The organism is Paraburkholderia sp. BCC1885 (assembly GCF_900996235.1).
GTDB lineage: Bacteria > Pseudomonadota > Gammaproteobacteria > Burkholderiales > Burkholderiaceae > Paraburkholderia.
The window spans coordinates 146,249-171,546 of the sequence record NZ_CAAJGM010000263.1 but is presented as its reverse complement, the minus strand read 5'-3'; the positions used below and the strand labels follow the sequence as shown (position 1 = coordinate 171,546).

The 25,298-nt window shown below is 62.5% G+C and carries 26 protein-coding genes and 1 pseudogene; 13 read left to right on the top strand and 14 right to left on the bottom strand.

The window, feature by feature from the left end; all coding sequences use genetic code 11:
• The first annotated feature begins 106 nt into the window (after nt 1-106).
• Genes FQ755_RS34270 through FQ755_RS34260 form a run of 3 tightly spaced genes read left to right on the top strand, consistent with a single transcriptional unit; the run spans nt 107 to nt 4,367 of the window.
• Nucleotides 107-1,429 carry an MFS transporter gene (locus FQ755_RS34270; protein ID WP_144161981.1) on the top strand — a complete coding sequence of 441 codons (1,323 nt, stop codon included), beginning with the start codon at nt 107-109 and terminating at the stop codon, nt 1,427-1,429.
• Nucleotides 1,430-2,647 (top strand): mandelate racemase/muconate lactonizing enzyme family protein, encoded by a 1,218-nt coding sequence (locus tag FQ755_RS34265; RefSeq protein ID WP_144161978.1) that lies wholly within the window; start codon nt 1,430-1,432, stop codon nt 2,645-2,647.
• Between the two features lie 55 nt (nt 2,648-2,702).
• Nucleotides 2,703-4,367, top strand: coding sequence for a GMC family oxidoreductase (locus FQ755_RS34260; RefSeq protein WP_144161975.1), 1,665 nt, complete (start codon nt 2,703-2,705; stop codon nt 4,365-4,367).
• A 59-nt stretch (nt 4,368-4,426) separates the two neighbouring features.
• Here FQ755_RS34260 and FQ755_RS34255 read toward each other — a convergent pair whose 3' ends face one another.
• Nucleotides 4,427-5,014 carry an IMPACT family protein gene (locus FQ755_RS34255; RefSeq protein WP_144161972.1) on the bottom strand — a complete coding sequence of 196 codons (588 nt, stop codon included), beginning with the start codon at nt 5,012-5,014 and terminating at the stop codon, nt 4,427-4,429.
• Between the two features lie 203 nt (nt 5,015-5,217).
• Here FQ755_RS34255 and FQ755_RS34250 point away from each other — a divergent pair, with 203 nt between their 5' ends.
• Nucleotides 5,218-6,153, top strand: a complete 936-nt coding sequence (locus FQ755_RS34250) for a hypothetical protein (protein WP_222105823.1) — start codon at nt 5,218-5,220, stop codon at nt 6,151-6,153.
• 204 nt (nt 6,154-6,357) lie between these two features.
• On the opposite strand, the gene FQ755_RS34240 is transcribed toward FQ755_RS34250, so the two are convergent.
• A complete protein-coding gene (locus FQ755_RS34240; RefSeq protein ID WP_222105822.1) occupies nt 6,358-7,146 on the bottom strand; it encodes a phytanoyl-CoA dioxygenase family protein in 789 nt (262 codons plus the stop codon).
• A gap of 191 nt (nt 7,147-7,337) precedes the next feature.
• On the opposite strand from FQ755_RS34240, the gene FQ755_RS34235 reads away from it, so the two are divergent.
• The gene (locus FQ755_RS34235) at nt 7,338-7,616 is read left to right on the top strand and encodes a GlsB/YeaQ/YmgE family stress response membrane protein (protein ID WP_144161963.1); all 279 of its coding nucleotides are present in this window, start codon (nt 7,338-7,340) and stop codon (nt 7,614-7,616) included.
• Nucleotides 7,617-8,026: 410 nt separating this feature from the next.
• Here FQ755_RS34235 and FQ755_RS34230 read toward each other — a convergent pair whose 3' ends face one another.
• The 8 genes from FQ755_RS34230 to FQ755_RS34195 all read right to left on the bottom strand — a co-directional run bounded on the left by FQ755_RS34230 (nt 8,027) and on the right by FQ755_RS34195 (nt 14,405).
• Nucleotides 8,027-8,587, bottom strand: a complete 561-nt coding sequence (locus FQ755_RS34230) for a flavin reductase family protein (RefSeq protein ID WP_144161960.1) — start codon at nt 8,585-8,587, stop codon at nt 8,027-8,029.
• Between the two features lie 48 nt (nt 8,588-8,635).
• The gene (locus FQ755_RS34225; protein WP_144161957.1) at nt 8,636-9,790 is read right to left on the bottom strand and encodes a Gfo/Idh/MocA family protein; all 1,155 of its coding nucleotides are present in this window, start codon (nt 9,788-9,790) and stop codon (nt 8,636-8,638) included.
• Nucleotides 9,791-9,918: 128 nt separating this feature from the next.
• On the bottom strand, nt 9,919-10,494 hold the full coding sequence (locus FQ755_RS34220) for a sigma-70 family RNA polymerase sigma factor (protein ID WP_144161954.1): 576 nt from the start codon (nt 10,492-10,494) through the stop codon (nt 9,919-9,921).
• A 141-nt stretch (nt 10,495-10,635) separates the two neighbouring features.
• Nucleotides 10,636-11,139, bottom strand: a complete 504-nt coding sequence (locus FQ755_RS34215; RefSeq protein ID WP_144161951.1) for a DoxX family protein — start codon at nt 11,137-11,139, stop codon at nt 10,636-10,638.
• Nucleotides 11,140-11,144: 5 nt separating this feature from the next.
• Nucleotides 11,145-11,924 carry a DUF2063 domain-containing protein gene (locus FQ755_RS34210; RefSeq protein WP_144161948.1) on the bottom strand — a complete coding sequence of 260 codons (780 nt, stop codon included), beginning with the start codon at nt 11,922-11,924 and terminating at the stop codon, nt 11,145-11,147.
• Nucleotides 11,914-12,861: a DUF692 domain-containing protein gene (locus tag FQ755_RS34205; RefSeq protein WP_144161945.1), complete on the bottom strand. Its 948-nt coding sequence runs from the start codon at nt 12,859-12,861 to the stop codon at nt 11,914-11,916. Before FQ755_RS34205 ends, FQ755_RS34210 begins: the two co-directional genes overlap by 11 nt.
• 32 nt (nt 12,862-12,893) lie before the next feature.
• Nucleotides 12,894-13,205 (bottom strand): DUF2282 domain-containing protein, encoded by a 312-nt coding sequence (locus tag FQ755_RS34200; RefSeq protein WP_144161943.1) that lies wholly within the window; start codon nt 13,203-13,205, stop codon nt 12,894-12,896.
• A 426-nt stretch (nt 13,206-13,631) separates the two neighbouring features.
• Entirely contained in the window at nt 13,632-14,405 is a 774-nt protein-coding gene (locus FQ755_RS34195; protein WP_144161940.1) for a CerR family C-terminal domain-containing protein, read from the bottom strand.
• Between the two features lie 105 nt (nt 14,406-14,510).
• On the opposite strand from FQ755_RS34195, the gene FQ755_RS34190 reads away from it, so the two are divergent.
• From FQ755_RS34190 to FQ755_RS34175, 4 genes are all read left to right on the top strand, one after another.
• Entirely contained in the window at nt 14,511-15,635 is a 1,125-nt protein-coding gene (locus tag FQ755_RS34190) for an HlyD family secretion protein (protein ID WP_144161937.1), read from the top strand.
• Nucleotides 15,636-15,678: 43 nt separating this feature from the next.
• A complete protein-coding gene (locus FQ755_RS34185; RefSeq protein WP_144162214.1) occupies nt 15,679-17,259 on the top strand; it encodes an MDR family MFS transporter in 1,581 nt (526 codons plus the stop codon).
• A 7-nt stretch (nt 17,260-17,266) separates the two neighbouring features.
• Nucleotides 17,267-18,727 (top strand): efflux transporter outer membrane subunit, encoded by a 1,461-nt coding sequence (locus FQ755_RS34180; protein WP_144161934.1) that lies wholly within the window; start codon nt 17,267-17,269, stop codon nt 18,725-18,727.
• Between the two features lie 160 nt (nt 18,728-18,887).
• Complete coding sequence (locus FQ755_RS34175) at nt 18,888-19,436, top strand: glutathione peroxidase (RefSeq protein ID WP_144161932.1); 549 nt, start codon at nt 18,888-18,890, stop codon at nt 19,434-19,436.
• 150 nt (nt 19,437-19,586) lie between these two features.
• Here the strand turns inward: FQ755_RS34175 and FQ755_RS34170 are convergent, their stop codons facing one another.
• Nucleotides 19,587-20,684 carry an NADH:flavin oxidoreductase/NADH oxidase gene (locus tag FQ755_RS34170; protein ID WP_144161929.1) on the bottom strand — a complete coding sequence of 366 codons (1,098 nt, stop codon included), beginning with the start codon at nt 20,682-20,684 and terminating at the stop codon, nt 19,587-19,589.
• Between the two features lie 85 nt (nt 20,685-20,769).
• Here FQ755_RS34170 and FQ755_RS34165 point away from each other — a divergent pair, with 85 nt between their 5' ends.
• A complete protein-coding gene (locus FQ755_RS34165) occupies nt 20,770-21,072 on the top strand; it encodes an ArsR/SmtB family transcription factor (protein ID WP_144161926.1) in 303 nt (100 codons plus the stop codon).
• Between the two features lie 79 nt (nt 21,073-21,151).
• Here FQ755_RS34165 and FQ755_RS34160 read toward each other — a convergent pair whose 3' ends face one another.
• The gene (locus tag FQ755_RS34160; protein ID WP_144161924.1) at nt 21,152-21,415 is read right to left on the bottom strand and encodes an H-NS histone family protein; all 264 of its coding nucleotides are present in this window, start codon (nt 21,413-21,415) and stop codon (nt 21,152-21,154) included.
• Nucleotides 21,416-21,456: 41 nt separating this feature from the next.
• A complete protein-coding gene (locus FQ755_RS34155; protein WP_144161921.1) occupies nt 21,457-21,696 on the bottom strand; it encodes a hypothetical protein in 240 nt (79 codons plus the stop codon).
• Between the two features lie 471 nt (nt 21,697-22,167).
• Between FQ755_RS34155 and FQ755_RS34150 the strand changes: the two are divergent.
• Nucleotides 22,168-22,982 (top strand): annotated as a pseudogene (locus FQ755_RS34150) (AraC family transcriptional regulator).
• Nucleotides 22,983-23,039: 57 nt separating this feature from the next.
• Here the strand turns inward: FQ755_RS34150 and FQ755_RS34145 are convergent.
• A complete protein-coding gene (locus FQ755_RS34145; protein ID WP_144161919.1) occupies nt 23,040-23,636 on the bottom strand; it encodes a LysE family translocator in 597 nt (198 codons plus the stop codon).
• Between the two features lie 226 nt (nt 23,637-23,862).
• On the opposite strand from FQ755_RS34145, the gene FQ755_RS34140 reads away from it, so the two are divergent.
• Together FQ755_RS34140 and FQ755_RS34135 are read left to right on the top strand one after the other, a co-directional pair.
• On the top strand, nt 23,863-24,672 hold the full coding sequence (locus FQ755_RS34140; protein ID WP_144161916.1) for an AraC family transcriptional regulator: 810 nt from the start codon (nt 23,863-23,865) through the stop codon (nt 24,670-24,672).
• A gap of 16 nt (nt 24,673-24,688) precedes the next feature.
• Nucleotides 24,689-25,162, top strand: a complete 474-nt coding sequence (locus FQ755_RS34135) for an OsmC family protein (RefSeq protein ID WP_144161913.1) — start codon at nt 24,689-24,691, stop codon at nt 25,160-25,162.
• The last annotated feature ends 136 nt before the right edge of the window (nt 25,163-25,298 follow it).

Here is a 25,298-nt window from a genome sequence, read left to right as displayed (position 1 = left end):
GCAGATTCGCGTAAGCACGCTGCAACCATAACAAAGAAATTGGAGACTCGACAAAGCGGATGCAGCCATGCATCGCAGGCTTTGTGTGTTTCTTAGGAGCACCTCCGTGTCATCTCGCCCTGTCCAATCCACGGCCCCGCTGGCCGCATCCAGTGACGCCGCGCTCTTGCGCGAAACCAAAGCACAGCGCTATGTGCAATTGCTGCTTTTGGTGATTGCCGCCGGCGCCATTTATCCGATTCTCTATTTGCGCCAGGTGTACCAGCCGACGATGCTAGAGGTGTTTCATATCACCGACAGCCAGCTGGGTTATCTGTATTCGTCGCTCGGCACGATCTTCCTGCTGAGCTATCTGCCGAGCGGCTGGCTGGCCGATCGCATCGCGCCGCGTCTCCTGATCTGCTTTTCGCTGATCGCAACCGGTGTGCTGGGCCTGTGGTATTCGACGGCGCCGTCGTTTCATCTGCTGATGGTGATTTTCGGCGGCTGGGGGCTATCGACGGGATTGACCTTCTGGGCCGCCGTGATCAAGCGCGTGACGATGATCGCCGGTACGCACGAACAGGGCCGCTTCTTCGGCTTTCTCGATGGCGGCCGCGGTCTTGTCGAAGCGCTGCTCGCCACTGCGGCCATCTCGTTGTTCGCCTGGGCCACGCAGACGCGCGGTGAAGCCGTAACGACCGGCTTCAGGCTGGTGGTCTACATGTACGCGTTCCTGTGCATTGCGCTGGGCGTGGTGCTGGGTCTCGTCAAGGATCCGCAGGGCAGCAAAGCCGCCGCGGACCAGGCCGCCGGGCGCAAACGCAGCAACGTGCTGATCGACCTGAAGACGCTCGCGGCGATTCCGGAATTGTGGCTGGTGGCGGCGATCGTGTTTTGCGGCTATCAGGTGTTTTGGGCCACCTACAGCTTCTCCGCGTACCTGCACGAAGGGACGATCGGTTTGTCGGTGGTGATGGCCGGCACGGTCACCACGCTCAAACTGTGGATGCGGCCGATCGGCGGCATCGGCGGCGGCTTCCTGGGTGACCGCTATTCGAAGATTTCGGTGCTGGTGATTGCGCTGTTTCTCGCGGCACTCTCGCTGCTCGGCCTGGTGGCGGCGCCCGGCATCGGCAATCACGTGGCGCTGGTGTTCCTCGTGCTGTTCATCGGCATCCTGACCTATGCCATCCGCGGCCTTTACTGGTCGCTGCTCGATCGCTGCAATGTGCCGGTCGAAACGATGGGTCTCGCCATCGGGCTGATTTCCGTTCTGGGCTATTCGCCGGACGTGTTCCTGCCGCTTATCAACGGTTACCTGACGCAGAACTACCCCGGCGTCTTTGGCTATCAACTCTACTTCGGCTATGTGGCCGCGGTGGCCGCAGTGGGCGGCTTCGCCGCGCTGGCGCTGAGAAACATGCTTAACAGAAAAGAAGGTGCGTAAATGAAAGTTGTTTCGCTCGAAACGCATATTGTTGCTGTACCGCCGCCGCATCTGGGCGGCATGTACTGGATCTTCGTCAAACTGAAGACGGCTTGCGGTATCGAGGGCGTGGGAGAAATCTATTCCGCCACGTTTCATCCGGATGCGATGACCCATATCATCGACGACGTGTTCGGCCGCTATCTGCTGGACAAGGACCCGCATCACGTCGAGCGTCTGTGGCGCGAAGCCTATTCGAGCGGCTTCACGCAACGCCCAGACCTGACCATGATGGGTGTGGTCAGCGGCCTGGAGATGGCGTGCTGGGACATCATCGGCAAGGCAGCGGGCAAACCGGTCTATGAGCTGCTGGGCGGCATGGTCAATGAACGGCTTCGTTCGTACACCTATCTGTATCCGAAGAATAGCCGCGGCGAATACGATTACGACGACCCGGATCTCGCCGCCGAATGCGCGGTGGAAAACGTCAAGCGCGGTTTTACGGCGCTCAAGTTCGATCCGGCGGGTCCGTATACGGCTTATTCGGGCCACCAATTGTCGCTGGAAGTGCTGGACCGTTGCGAACTATTCTGCCGGCGTGTGCGCGAAGCCGTGGGCAGCAAGGCGGATCTGCTGTTCGGCACGCATGGGCAAATGGTGCCGTCCTCGGCGATTCGCCTGGCTAAACGCCTTGAGAAATACGATCCCTTGTGGTTCGAAGAGCCGGTCCCGCCCGGACAGGAAGGGGCGATGGCGCAGGTGGCGAAGCACACCAGCATTCCCATCGCAGCGGGCGAGCGCCTCACCACGAAGTATGAATTCTTCAAGCTGCTCGAAGCGGGCGCCGCCTCGATCCTGCAACTGAATGTGGCGCGTGTGGGCGGTTTGCTCGAAGCAAAGAAGGTGGCCAGCATCGCCGAGGTGTATTACGCGCAGATCGCACCGCACCTCTACAACGGTCCGGTGGGCGCGGCAGCCAGCATTCAGCTCGCGGCATGCACGCCGAATTTCCTGATTCAGGAAAGCATCGGCACGTGGGGCGGTTTCCACGCGGAAGTGCTGAAGACGCCGATTCGCTGGGAAGAGGGCTACATCATTCCATCGCAGGAGCCGGGGCTTGGCGTCGAGTTGAATATGGACGTGGTGCGGCAACACACGCCGTATAAGGGTCAACGCCTGCATCTGCAGATGGCCGCGCAACCCGCAGACGTCAAGGATCTCGCGCCGGCCAAGGGCTGAGTTCGGGACTTACATTCGCATTCACTGGAGCGGGCGCCGTCGGGCGCGATACACCATGAACTACGACTACATTATTGTCGGCGCGGGCTCTGCGGGCTGCATCCTCGCTAACCGGCTGACGGCATCGGGCCAGCATTCCGTGCTGCTGCTCGAAGCGGGCGGCAAAGACAGCTCGTTCTGGTTCAAGATTCCCGTGGGTTTCACCAAGACGTACTACAACGAAACCTATAATTGGATGTACTACAGCGAGCCGGAGAAAGAACTCGACAACCGGCCGATCTATTGCCCACGCGGCAAGGTACAGGGCGGCTCGGGCTCGATCAACGCAATGATTTACGTGCGCGGCCAACCGCACGATTTCGACGATTGGGCGGCGGCCGGCGCCAAAGGTTGGGCGTTCAGGGACGTGCTGCCGTATTTCCGCAAGCTCGAATCGCATCCGCTGGGCAATACTGACTATCACGGCGCCGATGGCCCGATTGGCATTGCGCCGATGAAGGATGCGGTTCATCCGATCTGCCACGTGTTCCTCAAAGGCTGCGATCAGGCGGGCTACAAACGCACGGACGACTTCAACGGCGCGCAGTTCGAAGGCTCGGGCATCTACGATGTGAATACCCGCAACGGACAGCGCTCGTCGAGCAGCTTCGAATATCTGCATCCGGTACTGAACCGCAAGAATCTGCATGTCGAACGCGACGTGCTGGTCAGCCAGGTGCTATTCGACAGCAACAAGCGGGCGACGGGCGTGGTGGTCAAACAGAATGGCGGGGCGCGGACCTTCACGGCGAACCGCGAGGTGATCCTGGCCGCGGGCGCAGTGGATACGCCAAAGCTGTTGCAACTGTCCGGCGTGGGCGACAAGGCGTTGCTCGCGCAGCACGGCATTCCGCTCGTGCAGGAATTGCCGGCGGTCGGGCAGAATCTGCAGGACCATCTGTGCGTGAGCTTCTACTACCGTGCCAACGTGAAGACGTTGAACGATGAAATGCGGCCGTTGCTCGGCAAACTCAAACTGGCTTTGCAATACCTGCTGACGCGCAAGGGGCCGCTTGCGATGAGCGTGAATCAGTCGGGTGGCTTCTTTAAGGGCAACGACGCGCAGACGCAGCCTAACCTGCAGTTGTATTTCAATCCGCTCTCGTACCGGATTCCGAAAAGCAACAAGGCGAATCTCGAGCCGGAACCGTATTCGGGGTTCCTGCTGGCCTTCAATCCGTGCCGGCCGACGAGCCGCGGTTCGATCGAAATTGCTTCGAACCAGGTGGAAGATGCGGCGAAAATCCGTATCAACGCGCTGACCACGGAGAAGGACATCGACGAGGTCATTCAGGGCTGCGAACTGGTGCGCAAGGTGATGGCCACGCCGGCGCTGAAGGGCATCACGGTCGAAGAGATTTCGCCGGGGCCGCAGGTCAATACGCGCGAAGGCTTTCTGCAGTATTTCCGCGAGCAGTCGGGGTCGATCTATCACCTGTGTGGATCGTGTGCGATGGGCGCGGACGCGCGGACCTCGGTGGTCGACGCGCGATTGCGTGTGCATGGTCTGACCGGGCTGCGCGTAGTCGACGCGTCCATCTTCCCGAATATCACCTCCGGCAATATCAACGCGCCGACGATGATGGTGGCGGAGAAGGGCGCCGAGATGATCCTCAAAGACGCGCTGGCGGATGCGGCTAACCAGCGGACCCAAGATGCGGAGCTGGCAGCAACGCATTAAGCGCCGCGATGTAAATGCTTCAGGGCCGTGCCGGTGTCAGATCGGGCGGCCCTTCTTCTTTAGAGCTCGGGAAACACCGCGCGTCCCTGCGTCATGTCTCGCAGCGCCTCGCGCGCGCTTTCTGCGGCGGTCACCGGCATGCTGAGCGTCAGCCGCACTTCCATTTCATAGCCGCTCTTGACGAGCGTGTAGCCCTCCTGATCAATCCAGCGGCGCACGCGCGCTTCGTCGGGATAGGCGATTTCCACAGTCAACAAGGTCTTGGCGATGCGTTCGACGCGCGGCGCGTCCTGCAACACGCGGGCGATCGCATCGGTGTACGCGCGCACGAGGCCGCCCGCGCCGAGCTTCACGCCGCCGTAATAGCGCACCACGGCGGCCAGCACGCCATCCAGATCGTGATGCCGCAACACTTCGAGGATCGGCCTGCCCGCAGTGCCGGACGGCTCGCCGTCGTCCGACATGCCCGACTGGCCGCCAGCCAACAAGGCCCAGCAGACGTGGGTGGCGGCGGGATGTTCTTCGCGCAGACGGCGCAGCTCGCCCATTGCCGCATCGCGGTCGGCGACCGGAATGGCGTACCCGATAAAGCGGCTCTTGCGGATTTCGAGCTCGGACGATACGGCGGTTGAGAGGGTATGACTCACGTTGCAGGGTTCGTTTAAATCAATGAGGCCATGTGCCTGGCGTACCTGGGGGGCTTGGGGCGTCAGCGCATTGTATCGGTCTCCTGCGCTGCGGCACGAAAAATGCGACGGTTGCAGGAGCTTCACCCCGCCCGAAGCTGCGGTTATGCCGAAGGTCACGGCATATCGGCGAGGCGGTATCGACAAGGTCATGGAGGCCGACAATGAATTACACCGAAAACCCGGCGGAGCTTGCGCTGGCCGCAAAAGATCCTGCACTGTTCACTCATCGTCTCGAGGGCGCCGTCTCATGGAGCGCTGTGTTTGCCGGCGGCGTCGCAGCGGCTGCATTCGCCCTCATCCTGTTGACCTTAGGCACGGGTCTTGGCTTGACCTCGATTTCGCCATGGTCCTCGGGCGCGGCGAATGCCAAAGCCTTTGGCTTTGCCGCCGTCGTGTGGGTGTGCGTCACCTCGATTCTCACTTCGGGATTAGGCGGATATCTCGCCGGGCGACTGCGCAGCCGCTGGCTAGCCATCGATACCGATGAAATCCACTTCCGCGACACCGCGCATGGCTTTCTGAGCTGGGCCGTGGCGACGCTGCTCACGGCGGCCATACTGGCGTCGGCCGTCACCGGCGTGGTGCGCAGCGGCACCCAGGCTGTGGCGACGTCCGCCGCGGAGGGCGGCTTCGGCACGATGGCGACCATGCAGCGCGGCAACGCCATGGCGGCGATGAATACATGGCCGCTCGGCTACTTTGTCGACTCGCTGTTCCGCTTGCCGGCCGGCGCGCAGCCTGCCGCTGGCCCAGGCGGGGCTTGGGGCAACGAGCCGGCGCGTCAGGAAGCGGCGCGCATTTTCCTCAATAGCGCGGCCACCGGCGATCAATTGTCCGCCGAAGATGCGGCATATCTGGGCCAGCTCGTCGCGCAACGTACCGGCATCGTGCCCGCCGCCGCGCAGGCTCGCGTGAGCGCCACCTATACGACCTTTTTGCAGAAAGTCACGGCGCTCGATGCAGCCGCGAAAGCCGCCGCCGATAAAGCGCGCAAGGTCACGATTGGCGCGTCGTTGTGGCTGTTTGTCTCGCTTCTGATGGGCGCCTTCTCTGCAAGCCTGATGGCAACCCATGGCGGGCGGGTGCGTCAATTGTAATTCGGATACCTATTCATTTACCGAGGGAGGTAATTATGCGTTCGATTCTTCTTTATATGCTCGGCGTGCCGATTCCCATCATCATTTTGATCGCGCTGTTCTGGCACTAAGCCTGGCATCATGCAGTGCAGCACGGACGAGCGCCGGGCATTTCGTTTCGCCCGGCGTTTTCTTCCGGCGCTCGCGATCCAAGTGCCATCAATATCAATAGGCGAACTTGAGGTAGCTTTCGCCACCGTGGACGGCACCCGCGTCGTCGACCTGAGGCATATAGCGCAGCAGGCGCTTTGCTCGTGGGCCGAGCCGCTCATAAACATCGCGCGGCACGTCGATATGTACTTCCGGCCTGAAATACCAGCTTCGGCTATAGCCGATGACGACCATCGGACGCGGCGCGTCGGTATTGTTGGGCGTGCCGCGATGCAATGCCCGGACGTCGCGGATCATCACGTCGCCAAGTTCCATGGGAATGGCGTGCAGCGGAATTTCCCCTGCCAGATAAGCCTGCATCGCGTCCGCCGCATTCATTCGGTGAGTGCCCAGGGTGGTTTCGAACGGGCCGTTGTCTGCGGTCACATCGCAAAGCGGAAAGTTGACGGCGAGCTGAAACGACGGTGTTTCCGCCAGATTGTCGAACAGGGCGGGCGTGTCGCGGTGCACGTCCTGATAGGTCGACCCGCGCAGGGGCGTGTCGGTGGCGAGTTGGCACATCACCGGATCTTCACCCGCGACGCGTTCGACAATCGCCAGCACGTCAGGGTCGCAGAAGATGCGCTCGTCTGCGAACACGCCGGCAAACGGCAAGGTGATGTAGTGCCGGTTGGCGCCGCGCACAGCGGTGGCATTTGCCTGCAGTTTATGAGCAAGAATGCCGTCGAAGGCCTGGCGCCAGGCTGACAGCGTGTCCTTTTGAAAGTGTTGCTTTAGCAGCACCATGCCGTCGTGCTCGAACGTCCGCGCGTAAGTATCGAGTTGCTCGTTTGAGTAACGCATCGACATGTCCCCCGGTGGTTTTTGTAAGGCTAACAAGCGCGGTTCGATTGAGCAATGCTATCCAACTGCGTGGCGTCCTCGCCAGGTCCAGGCACGCGCGTTGCGCATATCAACCACGGGTTGGCGAACTCACTCGCCAGCGAGAAGGGCGTCGCCGGATAACGCATCGTAGTCCACCTTGGAGCAACATCATGGAACCTGTATCGCATGGCATCATCTTCTGGCTCATTATCGGCGGCATTGCCGGCGCGCTCGCTGGGCGGCTCGTGGACGGGGGCGGATTCGGCATCATCGTCGACATCATTGTCGGCATTGTGGGCGCCTTTATCGGCGGCTGGCTGGGCGGCGCGCTCGGCCTCCATCTGGGTGGCGGCATCATCGGTTCGCTGCTGACGGCGCTAATTGGTGCGGTGATTCTTCTGCTGATCGTGCGTCTTTTCAGCCGGGGCCGATCCGGCGGAGCCATATAAAGCCTGCAGGGTCTATGTAACGGTCGTGGCGGCCTGCTTCTTTCGCGAAGCAGGCCGTTTTTGATCGAGCACCGTGCGCACCTCGTGCGGTCCGAGTAATCGCCCGTCGTAATCGCCCGTCTTTACCTCTGAGTTCCACATAGCGCGAGATCGAACGCGTCTGCTCATCCGCTTCGAGCGTGAAAATGCCGTCCTCGACCAACTTCTTTAGCCGGGACGCCAAGGCCAGTTCGTAACCGCGCCGTCACTGCAGGAACTCGGTGATTGGGAATCCTTCGAGCGGGCCCGCCAGGCGCTGGCGCAAAAACTTTCGCGTTCGGAACCTGCTGCGCGCTATCGCGATGCGGTTGTAAAGCACTGACTAAACTCGTCGCGAAGCGGAGGACGCCAACGACAGGCAATCCGCTTCGTCACAGCATCCCAGGGCGAAACAGGTGACGGCGGCTAATCGTTTTGCCGGACACCGTGAAGACGCCGTCGCCGGTGTAATGGAGCGTCTCCGGCAGGTCCGGCCGCGTTGCGACCTGCGCGCTGACCACTTCGAAAATAAAGAAGTTGTATTTGTCGATCAGCGCATCGTCGTAAAGCCGGCACGCAAAATTGCCGTAGCACTCGGCAATGAGAGGCGCGTCGACGCCGTCCGCGGGCAGGGGCGTAAGCTCGAATGCGGTGAATTTGTCGGTGTCGGCGCCGGACGTATTGCCGATCTTCACCACCGTGTCGGTCAAATGCGTGGTGGGCAGATTGACGACGCACTCGCGGCTTTGCCGGATCATCTCGAAGCTATGATTTCCGGCGGCAATCACACATCCCAGCAGGGACGGCGAAAACTCCATGACCGTATGCCAGCCCATGGTCATGATGTTGGTCTTGTCCTGCCAGCGGGATGACACGAGCACAATCGGCCCGGGTTCGAGATAGCGGCGCACCCGCTCGACGGGGATGCTCCGTTTGGCGATGCAATGAGTCATCAAGTGCTTCTCCTGCGCAACGGGTGGCTCCTGGCGCGAAATGATGCATCAATTCTTCGGCACCTTATCGACGCCCGCAGCAGGATTGCTGACGTCGACCAGTTCCGGCGACTTGACTGCCCGCAGCGTTTCGAGCTGAGCGTTGGTATCGATTCGCAAGGTGCGGGCGAACGGAGGCAGCGTGACGGGTCCGCCACTCTTTAAGGCTTTGACGATGCCTTCGACCACCCGCACATCCGCGTATCCCTCTTCGACGTCGGGTTCCGGATGCGTGTCGTTCAGGATGCAGGCGGAGAAGTATTTCATCTCGCCGCCGAATTGATCGGTGTTCTTGAAAGAACGGCTGCTCTCGTCCTCACCGATGGTCACAGTTTGCCCCAGCGATTTACCGTATGTGTAGCACGGTTGCATGGCAATGCTGCCTCGCGTGCCAACGGCAAAGAACGAGTCCAGCGCATTGGCCGCATAAGAAACGACGAACTGCGCCAGCCGGTTGCGCGGGAATTTAAGTGTGACGGCCACCGTGTCGTCGAAGTCTCCAAGACCGGCGTCCGGATGCCGCACGCCCACGGCCGATACGACTTCGATCGGCTCGTCTTCGAACACATAACGCGCTGCGTTGATCGGATAAGGTCCCATGTCGAAGATGGGGCCTGCCTCGTCGCCGTTGCGGGCGCGATGATTCGCAGGGTCTACTTTTTGGACGAAGGTCGATGAGAACAGGATGACGTCACCGAGTTCTCCCGAACGAATCCGCTCGATCGTCGCCAGCGTAGCGGGTTCGAAATGTAGCCGGTACGCGACCATCAGTTTCGCCGTAGACGCCTTCGCAGCCTCCGCAATGGCCTTGCATTGCTCCGTCGATACCTCCAGCGGCTTTTCCACCAGCACGTGAATGCCTGCTTTCAAAGCGGGAATGACGAATTCGGCGTGCCGCCAGTTTGGTGTGGCAAGGTAAATAGCGTCGACCTTGCCCGATGCGAGCATCTGGTCGAACTGTTCATACGTGTAGAGATCTTCCACATGGTATTGCCCGGCCACCTGGCGGGCTTTTTTCATGTCGCCGCTGACGAGCGCGGTAATCACGGAATTGCCGGTGTGCTCGACGCCGGGCATCATCGCTTCCTGCGCGATGTCGCCGAGTCCGACGATGGCGTAGCGGATTTTCTCTTTGCCGAGGCCAATCACTGAAAGAATGCTCATGTTCACCCCTGTATTCGCAAGGTTGGATGGTTCGCCCGGCGCGCATGGCAGCATGCATGGCGACAGGCAGCTATCGCCATGAGCGCAAACGGCGTTCCAGACCTGCCTTGGCGCGCGAATTCCGAACTTCAGGCCGGCACCTGCGCGATTCTCAACGCCAGCGCTTTCAGTCCACGATGGATTCCCACTTTGATGGCCGCTTGCGACAGCCCCGTATGCCGGGCACTTTCTGCAATCGACAGACCCATCAGCTTGACGTGCACGATCGGCAGCCTCTGCCGGTCAGGGAGATGTTTGAGCAGCTTGTCGAGATCGCGTTTCGCGTTGGCGGATTCAACGTCGGACGCGGCAAACAGTTCCAGTTCGTCGTCGAGCGGGTCTTGCAACGCCTCGCGCCGCGAGCGGGCGCGCAGGAAATCCGCCAGCTTGTAGCGGGCAATCGCATGCACCCAGGCGGTGAGCGGTTCGTCGCGGCGGTAGGTGTGGCGTCCGGTATGCACGGCAAGCAGAATTTCCTGGACGATATCTTCCACGTCGTCCTGCAGGTGGCTCAGCCGTCTGCGCAGAAATGCGCGTAGATGCGCGCTCAGGTGTTCGAGAAATGCACGGTACGCCGGCTCGTCGCCGTTCAGCGAGCGCACCAGCAGGGTTCTTAGCCGCTCTTCGGCCTGAGCGGCCGCCGTGGCGTTGAGGCTCTGTGTCATCGTGGCAGCAGGTGTGGCGCACCCGGAGATGATGGGAATACGCCTTAGTCGCTGCCGGTCACGGGTTCTTACAAGCGCGCTGGAAAAAATTCGCTGGATTGCTCTTTTCGCTGCTTGGGCTGTCTGCTGGCAAACCCGGCTTCAGGATCTGGGCGAGCGGTCGCCCAGCAGATAGTCAATGGAGATTCGGCCCGGTCCCCACGCGGCGATGCCAAGCGCCATCGCCACCCAGGTAAGGTGGATGGGCCAGCCGTCAGGCACGGTCAATTCCACGATGCAGGTCATGAAGATCAGGCCGGCCGCGGCGAAGCGGGTGGCGAGGCCGAGCACGAGCAGCACGGGAAAGGTCACCTCGCCGCAACCCGACAGAAATGCAAAGAGCACCGGCGCGGGAAACGGATACGGGCCGCCGGGGAGATGCAATTGAAACTCCTGCGTGAAAAGGTCGATTGCGGTATCGCTGAGCTGGAAGAAGCCGTGCCATTTCAGAATGCCCGATTTCCAGAACGGCACGGCCAGCGCAACGCGCAGCACGAGCTGAACCAGCCACGGTTGCGCGAGCGTCTGGACCAGCCGCTTCGCCGCGCCGGTCGCGGCTACGAGTACGGCAGGAACGGGCAGTTTCAGGTTCTGTGGGTCCGACATCCTGGTCAATCTCCATGTTGAATGCCGGTGAAAACACCGGCTGAAAGCATCCCGGCCAGATTGGCCTCGATATCGAAGGAGGGCGTCTCGTGAAACGCCGCCGCGACCGCCTCGCCGAGCGACGCGCCGTCGAGAAGGCCGGTCAGGAAAATCGCGCCGCCGGCCGGCAGGCGGGATACCAGCACTTCATGTCCGGGACGTGTCACGAGCGCGTCTTCCGCGTCGCTTGAACGCAGCGGTGTGGCGGGTCCGTCGCTGCGGTTCATCGCAAAGATGGCGACGGCGGGATACGGCGATCGCACGATCCGAGCGGCGGGGTGCGGGGTAAAACGAATGTCGGCGAGCGTGGCCGGGTCGATTTCGGCCAATGCTTCGGCGGCCAGCACGGGCAGGTCCGCGGCGTGATACGCGTCCAGCCACGCCCGCTCGATGCGCGCGGTATCCGCCAGCCAGGGCATCTCGCGGGCATATTCGTAGGCTTCGATGAAGGCGGGAAAGTCGCGTCCGTACTCGAACAGCAGAGGCGAAGTGGGCGGGGTAGCGCGGATATGGAAACGCGCCATGGCCCTGAAGAACTCGACGCCGGTAATGCGCTGGATAGCCGGATAGACCGCTGCCAGCGCATCGATTAGGCTGACCGTGACGTTGTTGCGGTAGACGTTGTAGCGCTTGACCACGCGCTTTCCTTGCGCGGCGATCACGCCTTCGGGCGGTGTGATCGAAGGGTCCATCAAGCCCGGTGAAAAGATTGCAGCATGTCCGGATGAAAGATTTTCAGGCCGCATGGCTGAGCTCCTGGGGCTGCTTTTGCGCCTGTGCAAGCGAGACGCTCTCTTCCGTCATGATCTGCTTTGCGGACAAAGCCTGCTCACGCAGCACAGACCAGGCGGGCAGGTTGCTGTCCCATTCGATCAGCGTCGGCCGCGCGCCGATCCGCGCGATGAGATGTCGATAGAGACGCCATACGGAATCGGCAATCGCGCAGTCGTGGCTATCGATGAGCAGCGGTTCGTCCTCGTCGTCGCGTTGTTCGCTATGTCCCGCCAGATGGATTTCGCCTACCTGTTCGAGCGGTAATTCGTCGAGGTAGGCTGCGGCGGAGAAGCCGTGATTGGTCGCCGAAACAAATACGTTGTTGACGTCCAGCAGCAGGCCGCAACCGGTGCGTCGCACGACGGCGCGAATGAATTCGGTTTCGCTTAAAGTCGACGAGGCGAAGGCAACATAGGTCGACGGATTCTCCAGAAGCAGGGGACGTCCGATCGCATCCTGCACCTGGCCGATGTGGCCGCACACCTGATCGAGCGTCGCCTGGGTGTAGGGCAAAGGCAGCAGGTCGTTGAAGAAAGTGCCGCCATGTGACGACCACGCGAGGTGCTCGGACACCAGCATCGGCTCGTAACGCGTCACGAGATCACGAAAGCGCGCGAGATGCGCGAGGTCCAGTGCAGCGGGTCCGCCGATCGACATGCAGACGCCGTGCAGCGACAGCGGATACTCCGCGCGGATCGCCGCAAGCGCCCGATGCGGCGGCCCGCCGGCGCCCATATAGTTCTCGGCGTGTACCTCGAAGAAGCCATCTTTCAAGCCGTCCGCCAGAATCGCGGCCAGGTGTTCATGCTTGAAACTGGTTCCGGTGCGCCCCTGGACGCCGGACGGATACGTCAGGTCATGGGAGCGGCCAGGCTTGCCAGCCGCCGTTTTGCTGGGGGTATCGTCCATGGCCGCTCCCGTTCCTCAAGCCGTTGCGTGGATCAGGACTTCAGCGGCGTGAGCGAGCCGTGACCACCGCCCGGCACTTCGATGCTCGTGCAGGTGCCGCCTTGCACGAACTTCCACGAGTTACCCTGGAAATCCATCGCGGACGTCCCCTGGCAGGTCGTGCCGGGGCCGGCGGCGCAATCGTTTTGCCCCTTCAGGGCGACGCCGTAGCACTTTTCCTTGTGAGCAGCCACGGCCGCGGTTGCTTCGGCTTTCGTGAGCGGCGCGGCGTGCGCAACCGAGGCGAGCAGGCTTGCGACGACGCCGGCGAGCAGCGTGGAACTGACAGTGGTCTTTGCGGACATTGAATTTCTCCAGGGTTGGGATAGAAGGTATCCGTGGCGGATACAGGAGTTAATTCGCCGGTCACGCGGGATTGGTTACAGCAGGGAGGAAATTTTTTGTTGCTTGAGGCGGCGGCGCTGACAGCCGCGGCTGAATGACGGGATGTGATGTACCGCCGACGCGAGGCGGGTCACCGCCTGCATGATGGAGGGTTGATGCCGGGATTGAATGTGCCGCCGGCCGATTGTCGCACTACCCGTAAAGGTGATTTGCGGACTGAGGCAATGACGCCGACGGGCGCGCGGCGCAGAATTGCGGCTGTGGCGAATCTAGCTCCCGGCTGGGGCGAAGCCGGACTCCTCATCTGGCGATTCGTCACGCTTCCCCTTCTCCACGTGGCTCCTTACTGCGAGCCACGCTGCGTCACCCGCCGCCAAAATCGCCCGTCACTTCACGCGCCGAACCGGCGGGAGCTCGGCTTCTGCGGCCGGCGGGTTCGATCCGCTCGCGATGTTCGCGCTCCTCATTTCCGTCATGGCGCGCAACAGCGTCACCGTATGCTGCCGCACGATGCCCATGAGTTTCGCCAGACGCTCGGTGTTGATGGCGTCCCACTTGAGCACGCCCAGCGATTTGCGGCAGTGGGTGTGGAAAACCAGCAACGGCCCGTTCAGCGTCAGCGTGCGGATCAGCGTTTCTTCGTCGTCTGCCGGACGTCCGAGCAGCCGCCCCACGAGCCCTGCTGCGACGCTGGTCATGTGCCGGCTGATGCGCTTATCGATCATCTCGAACCCCGATAACGGCCCGAGACCCGCCTGCTCGCGCGCCATGAAGAGGCGCCAGTCGTTCGATTCGGTGGAGGTGAACATGAATTCGGCAATCCGCGCCTGAATCGCGCAATAGGCGTCGATCAGGGCGTCGTCGTCCGCCTCGCCTGCCAGAACGGCCTCGGCAGCCTCGATGGTGGCCGACATCTGCGCCCAGACCCGCGCCACGATGTGCTCCACGCAGGCGAGATAGACCCCTTCCTTGTTGTCGAAGTAGTAACCGATGGCCGGCGCGTTGACGCCCGCGCGCTCCGCGATGTCGCGTGTGGAGGCGCCGTCGAAGCCGCGTTCGCCGAACAGGGCGAGGGCCGCCGTCACGATCCGCGCACGCGTTTCTTCGCCGCGCGGATAGCCGCCGTCGATGGCATGGCGATGTCTCGGGGAGGTGGACATCCGTTCGATCCTTCTAAGTTTCGGTAAGCCGGTCAAAAATATATCAATTGACAGAAATCTGCCAACTGGAATAATTATATCAATTGGAACAATTTTGGAGTCGTCATGTCGGCCACCCTTCCCGTCAACGAAACCGGGGCAGCCACCCCCGCTCGCCGTTCTCCCGCGCGCCGGCTGCTGCTGGCGGGCGGCGTGATCGTCCTGATCGCCGCGGTCGCCTACGGCGTGCGCTGGTGGACTGTAGGACGTTTCATACAAAGCACTGACGACGCCTACCTGCAAGCCGATAGTATGACGGTTGCGCCAAAAATTTCCGGCTATGTGGCGCAAGTGCTGGTTGGCGACAATCAGACGGTCGCCGTCGGACAGCCGTTGGTACGCCTCGACAGCCGCCAGTACACGGCGGCGCTGGAGCAGTCGAACGCCACGGTGGCGGCCCGCCGCGCGGATATCCTGCGCGGCGAGGCCGAACTGGCGCAGCAGCAGGCGAGCATCGGCGAGGCGCGCGCGCAGCTTGACGGCGCCGTCTCGAACGAGGCGCATGCGCTGGCTCAGGTCAAGCGCTACGAGCCGCTTGCCGCGACCGGCGCCGAGACCGACGAGCGGGTCGCCGACCTGCGCAACACCGCCCGCCAGGCGAGCGCCACGCGCTCGGCCGACGCCGCGGCGCTGCAGGTCGCCGAGCGCCAGGTGGCGAATCTGCAGGCGCAGATCCAGCAGGCCCACGCGCAACTCGATGCGGCGCTCGCGGCCGCCGACCAGTCGAAACTCGATACCGTCGATACGCTGGTGCGCAGCACGATTGCCGGCCGCGTCGGCGACCGCACGGTGCGCGTCGGCCAGTATGTGCAGCCGGGCACGCGGTTGATGACCATCGTGCCGGTGCAGGACGTGTACCTGACGGCGAACTTCAAGGAAACGCAGATCGGCTTGATGCGGGTCGGCCAGCCGGTGACGATCCGCATCGACGCCTTGCCGGGCGCCGACCTGCACGGCACGGTGGATAGCTTCTCGCCCGGCACCGGCTCGCAGTTCGCGCTGCTGCCCGCGCAGAACGCGACCGGCAACTTCACCAAGATCGTCCAGCGCGTGCCGGTGAAGATCCACATCGACGCGGGGCCGGAAACGCGCAAGGTCTTGCTGCCGGGCCTCTCGGTGAACGTCGACGTGGATACGCGCAGCGCGCGCGATACGGCGCAACGCATCGAACGGGAAAACGGACGTGGCTAATCCGGGCAACCCGTCTGCAAATCCGGCAGGTTCGACTGCCGCCATGTCCGGCACGCCGTCCGCGGCGAAACCCGCGCTGCCGCCCAATGCCGCCGCCTCCGACTGGATCGCCGTGGCCGCGGGCGCGCTCGGCGCGCTGATGGCCACGCTCGACATCTCCATTACCAACTCGGCCTTGCCGCAGATCCAGGGGCAAATCGGCGCCACCGGCACCGAGGGCACGTGGATTTCGACCGGCTACCTGATGTCCGAGATCGTGATGATCCCGCTCGCCGCGTGGCTCACGCGCGTGTTCGGGCTGCGCAATTTCCTGCTCGGCAACGCCACGCTGTTCACCCTGTTTTCGATCATGTGCGGCGTGTCGCACAGCCTGCCGCAGATGATCGCGGGGCGCATCGGCCAGGGCTTCGTGGGCGGCGCGATGATCCCCACCGCGCAGACCATCGTGGCGACGCGCCTGCCGCGTCACCAGATGCCGATCGGCATGACCATGTTCGGCCTGATCGTGCTGCTCGGGCCGCTGCTGGGTCCGGTGGTGGGCGGCTGGCTCGCGGAAAATATCGACTGGAGCTGGTGCTTCTTTCTCAACATTCCGGTGGGCGTCGCCCTGGTGACGCTGCTGTTCGTCGGGCTGCACAAGGGACGCACCGACTGGTCGCAGTTCGTCAAGGCCGACTGGCTCGGCATCGTCGGACTGGCTGCGGGGCTCAGTTCGTTGACCGTCGTGCTCGAAGAGGGGCAGCGCGAACGCTGGTTCGAATCGTCGATGATCGTCTGGCTGAGCATTCTTTCCGCGACGGGCATCCTGCTCCTGCTGATCGCGCAGTTCGTGTCGAAGGCGCCTATCGTGCGTCTGAAGCTGCTGAAAAACACGCGCTACGCCAGCGTCATCTTTATTGTCTTCACGGTGGGGGCGGGGCTTTATTGCGTCTCCTATCTGCTGCCGCAGTTCCTGAGCAACGTGTCGGGCTACAACGCCGAACAGTCCGGCGGCGTCATGCTGATCTCCGGCGTGCCCGCGTTTCTGTTGATGCCGGTGCTGCCGCGCCTGATGGGTCGCGTGGATACGCGCCTGATGGTGATTGGCGGGCTGTGTTGCTTCGCGGCGAGCTGCATGCTCGACATCTCGCTTACCGCGCAAAGTGTCGGCCACGACTTCACGTGGTCGCAACTGCTGCGCGGCGTGGGCCAGGTGATGGCGATGATGCCGCTCAATCAGGCGTCGATGGCGGCCGTGCCGCGCGAAGAAGCGGGCGACGCCGCCGGTCTCTACAACATGGCGCGCAACCTCGGCGGGTCGGTGGGGCTCGCGCTGCTTGGCACCTTCATCGACCGCCGCAATACGTTTCACGAAGACGTGATCCGCGAGTCGGTGTCCGGCAATTCGCTGATCGGCCAGGAACACATCACGTCGAGCGCGGCCAGCTTTTTCGCGCAGGGCGGCGATATGGCCTACGCCAAGCTCCAGGCTATCGGCCAACTGACTGCGACGATGCAGTTGCAGGCACTCGTCATGACTTACTCCGAAACTTTTTACGTGCTTGGCGTCGCGCTGCTGCTGTGCATTCCACTTGCGCTATTTCTGAAGAGACCGGCTGCCGGTGCGCCGTCGGCAGGACATTGAAAAACACATGACGTCATTCAACACTGCTCGTTGCCTTGGCCTGCTTCCCGTGGCCGCCGCGCTGGCGCTGGCCGGCTGCACCGTCGGGCCCGATTATCACGGCGCGCCGCAAGCCGCCCCGGTGGCCGCTCAGGCCAGCGCGTTCAACCGCGCGCCGCAGGGCACCGTATCCACCGCGCCGGTGGCCGCTTCATGGTGGCTGGCGCTCAACGATTCGCAACTCAACGCGCTGATCGACGCCGCGCTGAAGAACAGCCCCGACCTGCACGCCGCCGAAGCGCGCTTGCGCGAGGCGCGCGCGGGCCTCGCGGGACAGCAGAGCAACGAATTGCCCAAGAGCACGGCCGACGTGGGGTATCTGCGCAGCCGTTCGCCTGATCTTTCGTCGTTCGAAGGGGGCTCGTCGAATTCGCTGTCGAGTGGCGGCGGCCCGATCGGGGTGTACCTCGCGGGCTTCGATGCCAGCTGGGAGGTGGATATCTTCGGCGGCACGCGGCGGGCCATCGAGGCGGCTTCGGCGGAGGCGGACGCCTCGCAGGCCGATCTCGCCGACGCGCACGTGCAGCTCGCCGCCGAGATCGCGCAGGACTATGTGAGTCTGCGCGACGAACAGCAGCGCGTGGCGATCGGCCAGGAATCCGCGGATCTGGAAGCGCGCATCCTGACGCTGACCGAGCAGCGCCGTTCGCGCGGCGTGGCCTCCGATCTCGATGTCGAACGGATCCGCTCGCAGGTCGAAAACACGCGGGCGAGCATCATTCCGCTCGACGCCCAGGTGGCCGAGTCGCTCGACGAACTGGCCGTTCTGACGGGCCGCGAACCCGGCGCGCTGGATAGCGAACTGTCCGCACCGAAAGCGCTGCCGTCGTTGCCGGCCACGGTGGCGGTGGGCGACCCGGCCCACCTGCTGCGCCAGCGCCCCGACATCCGCGCGGCAGAGAGACGGCTGGCGTCGCAGAACGCGCAGATCGGCGAGCACATTGCAGACTGGTTTCCCAAGGTCACGCTGTTCGGCGATCTGAGCTTTAGCGCGTCCGACCCGGGGCATCTGCTGCGCAAGAGCAACTACACGTGGCTCGGCGCGCCGTATCTGCAATGGAATATCCTCGATTTTGGCCGCACCAGAGCAGCGGTCGACCAGGCCAAAGCGGGCCGCGACGAAGCCGAAGCCAAGTACGAGAGCACGGTGCTGGGCGCGCTGAAAGACGCGGACGTGGCGCTCTCGCGTTATGGACACGAGCGGCAGAACGCCGTGAGCCTGCGCGAGGTGGAGGATTCCGCCACGCACGCCGCGGTGCTGACGGAGCAGCGTTATCGCGCGGGCACGACTACCGCGCTCGACTGGCTCGATACGGAGCGCACGCGTTATTCCGCGGAGCAAAACCGCATCCAGAGCGACGCGCAGTTGATCAAGGATTACGTCGCGCTGCAAAAGAGTCTGGGTTTGGGGTGGCAAACCGCTGATTGAGCTTTTGAGCTTGAGCAAGCCGTCGTAATGCACTGGCTGCGCGGACCTCATGCAGATCGCCGTCACGAGGCGTCTGCGTGAGGCCCGGCAGCAAACGCCGAACTCCGTTAGTCTTCAGGTTGGCCCACATTATTCGCCCATCGGCGGCACTGGAGACTTTATGGCACTCGCGTTACAAGACATTCCCCTCAAGGCGATCGACGGTCAGGACAGCAGCCTCGCGCAGTATCGCGGCAAGGTTCTGCTGGTGGTCAACGTGGCCTCCAAATGCGGCCTCACGCCTCAGTACAGCGCGCTGGAAACCCTGTACCAGGACAAGCGCGCCGAAGGCCTCGAAGTGCTCGGCTTTCCGGCCAACAACTTCAAGGGACAGGAGCCCGGCAGCGACGCCGAGATTGCCTCGTTCTGCTCCACCGAATACGACGTCCACTTCCCGCTGTTTTCGAAGATTTCGGTGCTTGGCGAAGACCAGCATCCGCTGTATGCGGCGCTGACGGCAAAGCAGCCGACGGCGACCGGCGACGGTCCGTTCCGCGAAAAGCTGAAGGCGTATGGCGTCAACCCGGAGAATCAGGCGGACGTGCTGTGGAATTTCGAAAAGTTTTTGATCGGCCGCAACGGCGAAGTGGTGGGGCGCTTTGCGCCGGACGTCACGGCGGATGATCCGCGTCTGGTCGAGGCGATCGATGCGGAGCTGGCAAAGCATTAAGCGGGTTTTGAGGCCCGATGCGCTTTAAGGCGGGGCGGCCAGCGTAAGTCTGCTGGCCGCATGCCTGATGCGTCATTGAGTTCGGCGCCGCGGCGGCGGTCAGCGGTCTGATTTCACTTTCTGATTTGCCGCCGCGGCGCCCGCATTTTTTTAGTTGACCGCGTAACGCTCGAGCCAGTGCGCATAGGGCGCCGGCAAGGTCCACGACGGACGTTCGATACCGAGCTTGCGCGCCGCGTGATACGGCCAATGCGGATCGGCCAGGTGCGCGCGGCCCACCATCACCAGATCGAGCTGGCCGCTGCCGACGGCGTGATTCGCGAGTTCCGGCGTATCGATGCCCCATGCCGACGAGACCGGCAATCCCGCTTCCTTCTTGACGCGCTCGGCGATCGGCGCGAGGAACGCCGGCGCCCACGGGATATTCGCGTTCGGCGTCGAAAATCCGACGCTCACGCTCAGCATGTCGAGCCCTTCGCGCTTGAAGTTCTTCGCCAGTTCGATCGATTCCGCGAGCGTTTCTTCATCGCGTCCGTCGTACTCGATCACACCGAAGCGCGCTGTCAACGGCAAATTCTCCGGCCATACCTTGCGCACCGCCGCGAGCGTTTCCAGCAGGAAGCGGCTGCGATTGTCGAGACTGCCGCCGTAGGCATCGTCGCGCTGATTGGAATGTCGGGAGAAGAAGCTCTGGCCGAGATAGCCGTGGGCGAAGTGAAGTTCCAGCCATTCGAAACCGGCTTCGCGGGCGCGCTTCGCGGCGGCGACAAAGTCTTCGCGAACCCGGGCGATGTCGTCGAGCGTCATGGCCTTCGGGACTTTGGGCAGTTGGGCGCCGAATGCGATTGCCGAGGGCGCGATAGTCGGCCAGCCGCGCGGATCGTCCGCGGCGATATGGTCGTCGCCTTCCCACGGCCGGTTGGAGCTGGCCTTGCGGCCGGCGTGGCCGATCTGGATGCCCGGCACGGCGCCCGCGGCCTTGATCGAAGCGACAATTGGCGCGAAGGCCTGGGCCTGCTCGTCGTTCCAGATTCCGGTGCAGCCCGGTGTGATGCGCCCTTCCGGCGACACCGCCGTCGCCTCGACGATGACGAGCCCCGCGCCGCCGCGCGCGAGCCCGGCCAGATGCACGCGATGCCAGTCGTTGACCAGGCCGTCGACCGCGGTGTACTGGCACATCGGCGGAATCGCGATGCGGTTGCGCAAAGACACGTCCTTCAGCTTGAAGGGTTGAAATAGTGCGGACATCGGCAATGCTCCCTTGAAAATCTCGTTCGATAATTCGATAAATATCGAACTACGGAGTATCGCAGAAACAGCTATCATTTGCCGGATGCGTACCTATAACCACCCCGACCCTGAGGACTTTGCCCTTGAGCGGGTCTTCCATGCACTGAGCGACCCGGTGCGGCTTGGCATCGTGCTTCATCTCGCGCGGGTCAAAGAGGCCACCTGCGGCGAGCTGGACGGCGGCCGGCCCAAGTCGAGCGTGTCGCATCATTTCCGGATTTTGCGCGAAGCGGGTCTGGTGCAAACACGTGTCGAAGGCACGATGCATCAGAACACCCTGCGGCGCGCCGAGCTGGACGCACGCTTTCCGGGTTTGATGGCGGCGGTGATCAAGCAGAAGATTTGACGGCGCAACAATGCACGCCCGTTGTGCGTGCTGTGTTAGCCGTGCACGCCGCACGGGGACACACGAGGCTGACAGTTGCCTAGGTGCTCTCGCTGCAGCGGAAGTGTTCGATGCTTTGCCCGGCCGCGACCGCGCGCTGGAGCCATTCCGGCAGATCGCCACGGCCGTTCCAGGTGTTGCCCCATGCATCCCGGTAGGCGACGGCCTGCTGTTCCTTGAAATCGGAATCGAGAGACTGCGCGAGCGCCGCGAGCGTGATGCCAAACTCGTCCATGCGATGGCGAATCCAGCAGATCAGACGTTCGCGCGCTTCTCCCTCAAGTCGTTCAATCGTCGTAGACATGGTTTCTGATAACCGCAAAACGAAAACAGGCGACAACGTGCTCAATTGGCCCGCTTGGCTTTCGGTGCGATGGTGCCGACGGCCGAGTCGAAAAAATCCTGAGCCTCAGCGAGTTCGTCCAAAGCCTGTTCAAGCTGGCGAACCGCCAGCGAGTGCTCGACGTGCCGGTTTTGCGGCACATCCTCGCCTCTGACCACGCGAAAGGCAATATCTACTTGCCTGGTTGCCCGAACGAATCGTTCGGCAGCATTGGCTTCCCGTGAGTGCGCATGGGTCGACATGATGAACCTCCACTCTTTAAATCACGAAAGACGATTGATTGCAGGGTTGCCGTTTAACGGCTGAATATTGTCTGGTTCGCAAATCGCGTGCCGCTGATGACAGCGTGACAGCCCGACAGCTTGCAGGAGCCCACACCTTGAAACCGGGCGAAATAGTGTGGCACTCCCAGGCAACTGACTGACGATGCCGATTACACCACTTTAGCCGGCGCCGCGCCAGGAGAAAAACCACGCACAGCGATCTGTTTCCGTAGCTTGCCAGGAACTGCATGCAAGCGCCAGGGTGTGTTGTGAAATATCACGCGGGGGCTACGGCGGCTGATAACCGCGCGGCCGATTGATGTTAACTTGTTAGGCCCGGCTCACGCGGATTTGTTCCAGGCTCCAGCAAGCGCGCCGCGTCTCGCGTCCTGCGTTCCGCGCGCATCTCGGTTATGCTTGCCGGTTATGAAACCCAGCGCGAATTCATCGATGCAGGAGACCACCGTCCAGAGTTTCTGGCGCGATGAGGCGTTGCCGTTTATCGACGCCCGCTCGGTCGACGACGGCCGCGAGGTCTGCTATGGCAAGCATGCGCATGCAGCGTTTTCAATTGGTGCGGTCACGGGTGGGCGCAGTACCTATGTGAACGGCAAGGTTCTGGAGCGTGCCGGACCCGGTTCGGTGGTGGTGTCAATCCTGACGTGGTGCATGCCTGCAATCCCGAGAACGACCAGCCTTGGTCATATCGCATGCTGTACGTGGATGTCGAATGGCTAAGCAATCTGCAGCGCGAACTGGGCGTTGGGCAAGTTGGCGGATTTCGTCCGTTCTCGACCACGCTGACTACCCAGGCCGGTCTGTATGATGGGCTGAACCGTTTGCACGCCACGCTGGTCGACGAACATGCAGACATGCTGCAAAAACACGGCGCGGCGGTCGATTTCTTTTCCGGCCTGTGCCGAACGTTAAGCTCCGCGCCGTTTCCGGCGCGCGGCGACAACCTCAAGCTCGCGCGCGCCGCGCACTACATCCGCGAGAACTGCGCGCAAGCGTTGCGTCTGGAGGAGATCTGCGCCGCGGCAGATCTATCGGCATCCTATCTAATTCGCGCGTTCAAGGATCGGTACGGCATGACGCCGCATGCTTACCTGGTGAATTGCCGCATCGAATATAGCCGCGCGCAACTCAAGCGAGGACGCGCGATCGCTGAAGTGGCCGCGGAAGCTGGCTTTGCCGATCAGGCTCATTTGCAGCGGGCTTTCAGGAAGTTTGTTGCGGCGACGCCGGGGCAATATCGCCGCTGAAGATACGGTGGGCTGGCCGGGACTTTTTATCAGGCCGCAAGCCACAGGTTTCAAGCTTCACACTTCGAATAGCAGATACAGGGCGCTCGCCACCAGCAGCAACGCCATCACGCGATTGAACAGCCGCACTCTGGCGGAATCGCGCAGATGCTGACGCAGAAACGATCCTGCGAACGCCCAGCATGCAATCGATCCGTAGCAGATCAGGAAGTAAAGGGCGGTGAATTGCCAGACCAGAGTTCGGTCGCCATTCGCCGCATAAGCTCCCATGCCGGCCACCGACGCCAGCCACGCCTTCGGATTGAGCCATTGCATCGCGGCGCCGGACATCGCAGACGGGCCGTGGCCCGCTTGAGCCCGATCGGCGCCCAGGCGTCCATCGTCGACGGCCAGTTTGTACGCCATGTACAGCAGAAACGCCACGCCGGACCATTGAATCGCGCGCGTGAGCCAAGGCCACTGATTGAGGACTTCGCGCAGGCCGAGGCCTGTGAGCAGGAGCAGCACCGTAAAGCCGATGGTCGCGCCGGTCACGTGCCGCATGCTGACGGCGAGTCCGTATTGGGCGCTACTGCTGAGCGCGACGATATTGACCGGTCCCGGTGAAATGGACGCCGCCAGCGCAAATGCTGCCATGGAAAGAAAAATGCTCATCGCTTGCCTTTGATCGATACGTTCCGGATGGGTGAGTTCCGAAGGTATCCGCAGCAGCGCGATGCGTATTGAAGAAAATTACCCTTGGCGGGTTTTTGAACGATGCAGCCTGGCGACATCAGTGTTGCTTCACACGCCCGTTAAACCTCGATGCTAAGATTGTCCGTGAAGTTGTCTGCTGAAATCAGATTGCGCCCGCAAACCCGCAAAACCAGGACGAGACGGCATGGCTGGTGGAGACCGCATCAGGAATGGCGCCGGCGCTGAAGGTATCGAGCGCATGGAAGCGAGCTTCCACGGCCGGCCATTTGCGCCGCATCGTCACGATACGTATGCAATCGGCGTGACGCAGTCCGGCGTGCAGAGCTTCAATTTTCGCGGACAACGCTGGCACTGCCTGCCCGGCCAATGCCACATCCTCCATCCCGACGAAACGCACGACGGCAGCGCCGGCACCGACGAAGGCTTTAGCTACCGGATGGTGTACGTCGACCCTGCGCTCGTTCAGGAGGCACTACGCGGCAAGCCGCTGCCGTTCGTGGCCAATCCGGTCGTGCAGGCGGACCGGCTTGCCGCGTGGGGCGTGCTGGACGTGTGGGACATCGATGAGACAATCGACGATCTCGCGCGCGTCGACCTCGTGGCCGCTATCGCCAATCTGCTGATCAATGCTTCGTCCGCGCCACGGAAGAAGTCGGCGCCGTTGGCACTCGACCGTCTGACGCAGGTGCGTGACCTGCTCATCAGCGCGCCGGCCGTGCGTCATTCGATGGACGAACTCGAACGGCTGGCCGGTCTCGATCGCTGGTCTCTCGCACGGCAGTTTCGCGCTGCGTTTGGAACTAGTCCGAGCCGCTTTCGGATGCATCGGCAACTGGACCGGCTGCGCCGCTCGGTCGCGAATGGCGCGAGCCTGATCGAGTCCGCGCTCGACGCCGGCTTCGCCGACCAAAGCCATATGTCGCGCCAGTTCAAACGGGCTTATGGCATGACGCCCGCGAAATGGGCGGCGGCCACCGCACCGCATCGTGGTTAACCTGAAGGAGAATGGCATGGCCTACGGCGAGCATAAATACCGGGTCTCGGTGTTATGGACGGGCAATCGCGGCACCGGCACCTCGAGCTATCGCGACTATGGACGCGACCACACGATTCGCTCTGCTAACAAGCCCGACATTCCGGGGTCGTCGGACGCCGCATTTCTCGGCGACGCGGCGCGCTGGAATCCCGAAGACCTGCTGGTCGCCTCCGCCTCCGCGTGTCACAAGCTGTGGTATCTGCATCTATGCGCCGACGCCGGCATCGCAGTGCTGGGCTACCGCGACGAGGCCGAAGGGACGATGCTCGATAGCCCGCAGCAGGGCAAGTTCACGCAAATCGTGCTGCGTCCTCACGTGACGATCCGCGCCGGGGACGACCTCGAACTGGCCGCGCGGCTGCATCATGCGGCCCATGAAAAGTGTTACGTCGCGAACTCGGTCAATTTTCCGATTGTCTGCGAGCCGACCATCGAGGCCGAGGGGTGATGTACCGACTGAGATGCCGGCTGAGATGCGGGGCAAGATACTTTTTGCATTCGCTGCGTGGCCCAGCTATTGTGTCGGGCCACCGCGCCGGACAACGGTTGCGGCAATCTGCGCAGCGTCGCACAAGCGGGCATCC

What these genes read in the sequence shown, in the direction of transcription:
- FQ755_RS34175 (WP_144161932.1), top strand. Translation starts at nt 18,888, where the DNA reads ATGGCACTCGCGTTACAAGACATTCCCCTCAAGGCGATCGACGGTCAG.
- FQ755_RS34190 (WP_144161937.1), top strand. Translation starts at nt 14,511, where the DNA reads ATGTCGGCCACCCTTCCCGTCAACGAAACCGGGGCAGCCACCCCCGCT.
- FQ755_RS34135 (WP_144161913.1), top strand. Translation starts at nt 24,689, where the DNA reads ATGGCCTACGGCGAGCATAAATACCGGGTCTCGGTGTTATGGACGGGC.
- FQ755_RS34215 (WP_144161951.1), bottom strand. Translation starts at nt 11,139, where the DNA reads ATGTCGGACCCACAGAACCTGAAACTGCCCGTTCCTGCCGTACTCGTA.
- FQ755_RS34155 (WP_144161921.1), bottom strand. Translation starts at nt 21,696, where the DNA reads ATGTCGACCCATGCGCACTCACGGGAAGCCAATGCTGCCGAACGATTC.
- FQ755_RS34185 (WP_144162214.1), top strand. Translation starts at nt 15,679, where the DNA reads ATGTCCGGCACGCCGTCCGCGGCGAAACCCGCGCTGCCGCCCAATGCC.
- FQ755_RS34145 (WP_144161919.1), bottom strand. Translation starts at nt 23,636, where the DNA reads ATGAGCATTTTTCTTTCCATGGCAGCATTTGCGCTGGCGGCGTCCATT.
- FQ755_RS34265 (WP_144161978.1), top strand. Translation starts at nt 1,430, where the DNA reads ATGAAAGTTGTTTCGCTCGAAACGCATATTGTTGCTGTACCGCCGCCG.
- FQ755_RS34225 (WP_144161957.1), bottom strand. Translation starts at nt 9,790, where the DNA reads ATGAGCATTCTTTCAGTGATTGGCCTCGGCAAAGAGAAAATCCGCTAC.
- FQ755_RS34165 (WP_144161926.1), top strand. Translation starts at nt 20,770, where the DNA reads ATGCGTACCTATAACCACCCCGACCCTGAGGACTTTGCCCTTGAGCGG.
- FQ755_RS34205 (WP_144161945.1), bottom strand. Translation starts at nt 12,861, where the DNA reads ATGGACGATACCCCCAGCAAAACGGCGGCTGGCAAGCCTGGCCGCTCC.
- FQ755_RS34200 (WP_144161943.1), bottom strand. Translation starts at nt 13,205, where the DNA reads ATGTCCGCAAAGACCACTGTCAGTTCCACGCTGCTCGCCGGCGTCGTC.
- FQ755_RS34230 (WP_144161960.1), bottom strand. Translation starts at nt 8,587, where the DNA reads ATGACTCATTGCATCGCCAAACGGAGCATCCCCGTCGAGCGGGTGCGC.
- FQ755_RS34160 (WP_144161924.1), bottom strand. Translation starts at nt 21,415, where the DNA reads ATGTCTACGACGATTGAACGACTTGAGGGAGAAGCGCGCGAACGTCTG.
- FQ755_RS34220 (WP_144161954.1), bottom strand. Translation starts at nt 10,494, where the DNA reads ATGACACAGAGCCTCAACGCCACGGCGGCCGCTCAGGCCGAAGAGCGG.
- FQ755_RS34260 (WP_144161975.1), top strand. Translation starts at nt 2,703, where the DNA reads ATGAACTACGACTACATTATTGTCGGCGCGGGCTCTGCGGGCTGCATC.
- FQ755_RS34170 (WP_144161929.1), bottom strand. Translation starts at nt 20,684, where the DNA reads ATGTCCGCACTATTTCAACCCTTCAAGCTGAAGGACGTGTCTTTGCGC.
- FQ755_RS34210 (WP_144161948.1), bottom strand. Translation starts at nt 11,924, where the DNA reads ATGCGGCCTGAAAATCTTTCATCCGGACATGCTGCAATCTTTTCACCG.
- FQ755_RS34250 (WP_222105823.1), top strand. Translation starts at nt 5,218, where the DNA reads ATGAATTACACCGAAAACCCGGCGGAGCTTGCGCTGGCCGCAAAAGAT.
- FQ755_RS34180 (WP_144161934.1), top strand. Translation starts at nt 17,267, where the DNA reads ATGACGTCATTCAACACTGCTCGTTGCCTTGGCCTGCTTCCCGTGGCC.
- FQ755_RS34195 (WP_144161940.1), bottom strand. Translation starts at nt 14,405, where the DNA reads ATGTCCACCTCCCCGAGACATCGCCATGCCATCGACGGCGGCTATCCG.
- FQ755_RS34235 (WP_144161963.1), top strand. Translation starts at nt 7,338, where the DNA reads ATGGAACCTGTATCGCATGGCATCATCTTCTGGCTCATTATCGGCGGC.
- FQ755_RS34240 (WP_222105822.1), bottom strand. Translation starts at nt 7,146, where the DNA reads ATGCGTTACTCAAACGAGCAACTCGATACTTACGCGCGGACGTTCGAG.
- FQ755_RS34140 (WP_144161916.1), top strand. Translation starts at nt 23,863, where the DNA reads ATGGCTGGTGGAGACCGCATCAGGAATGGCGCCGGCGCTGAAGGTATC.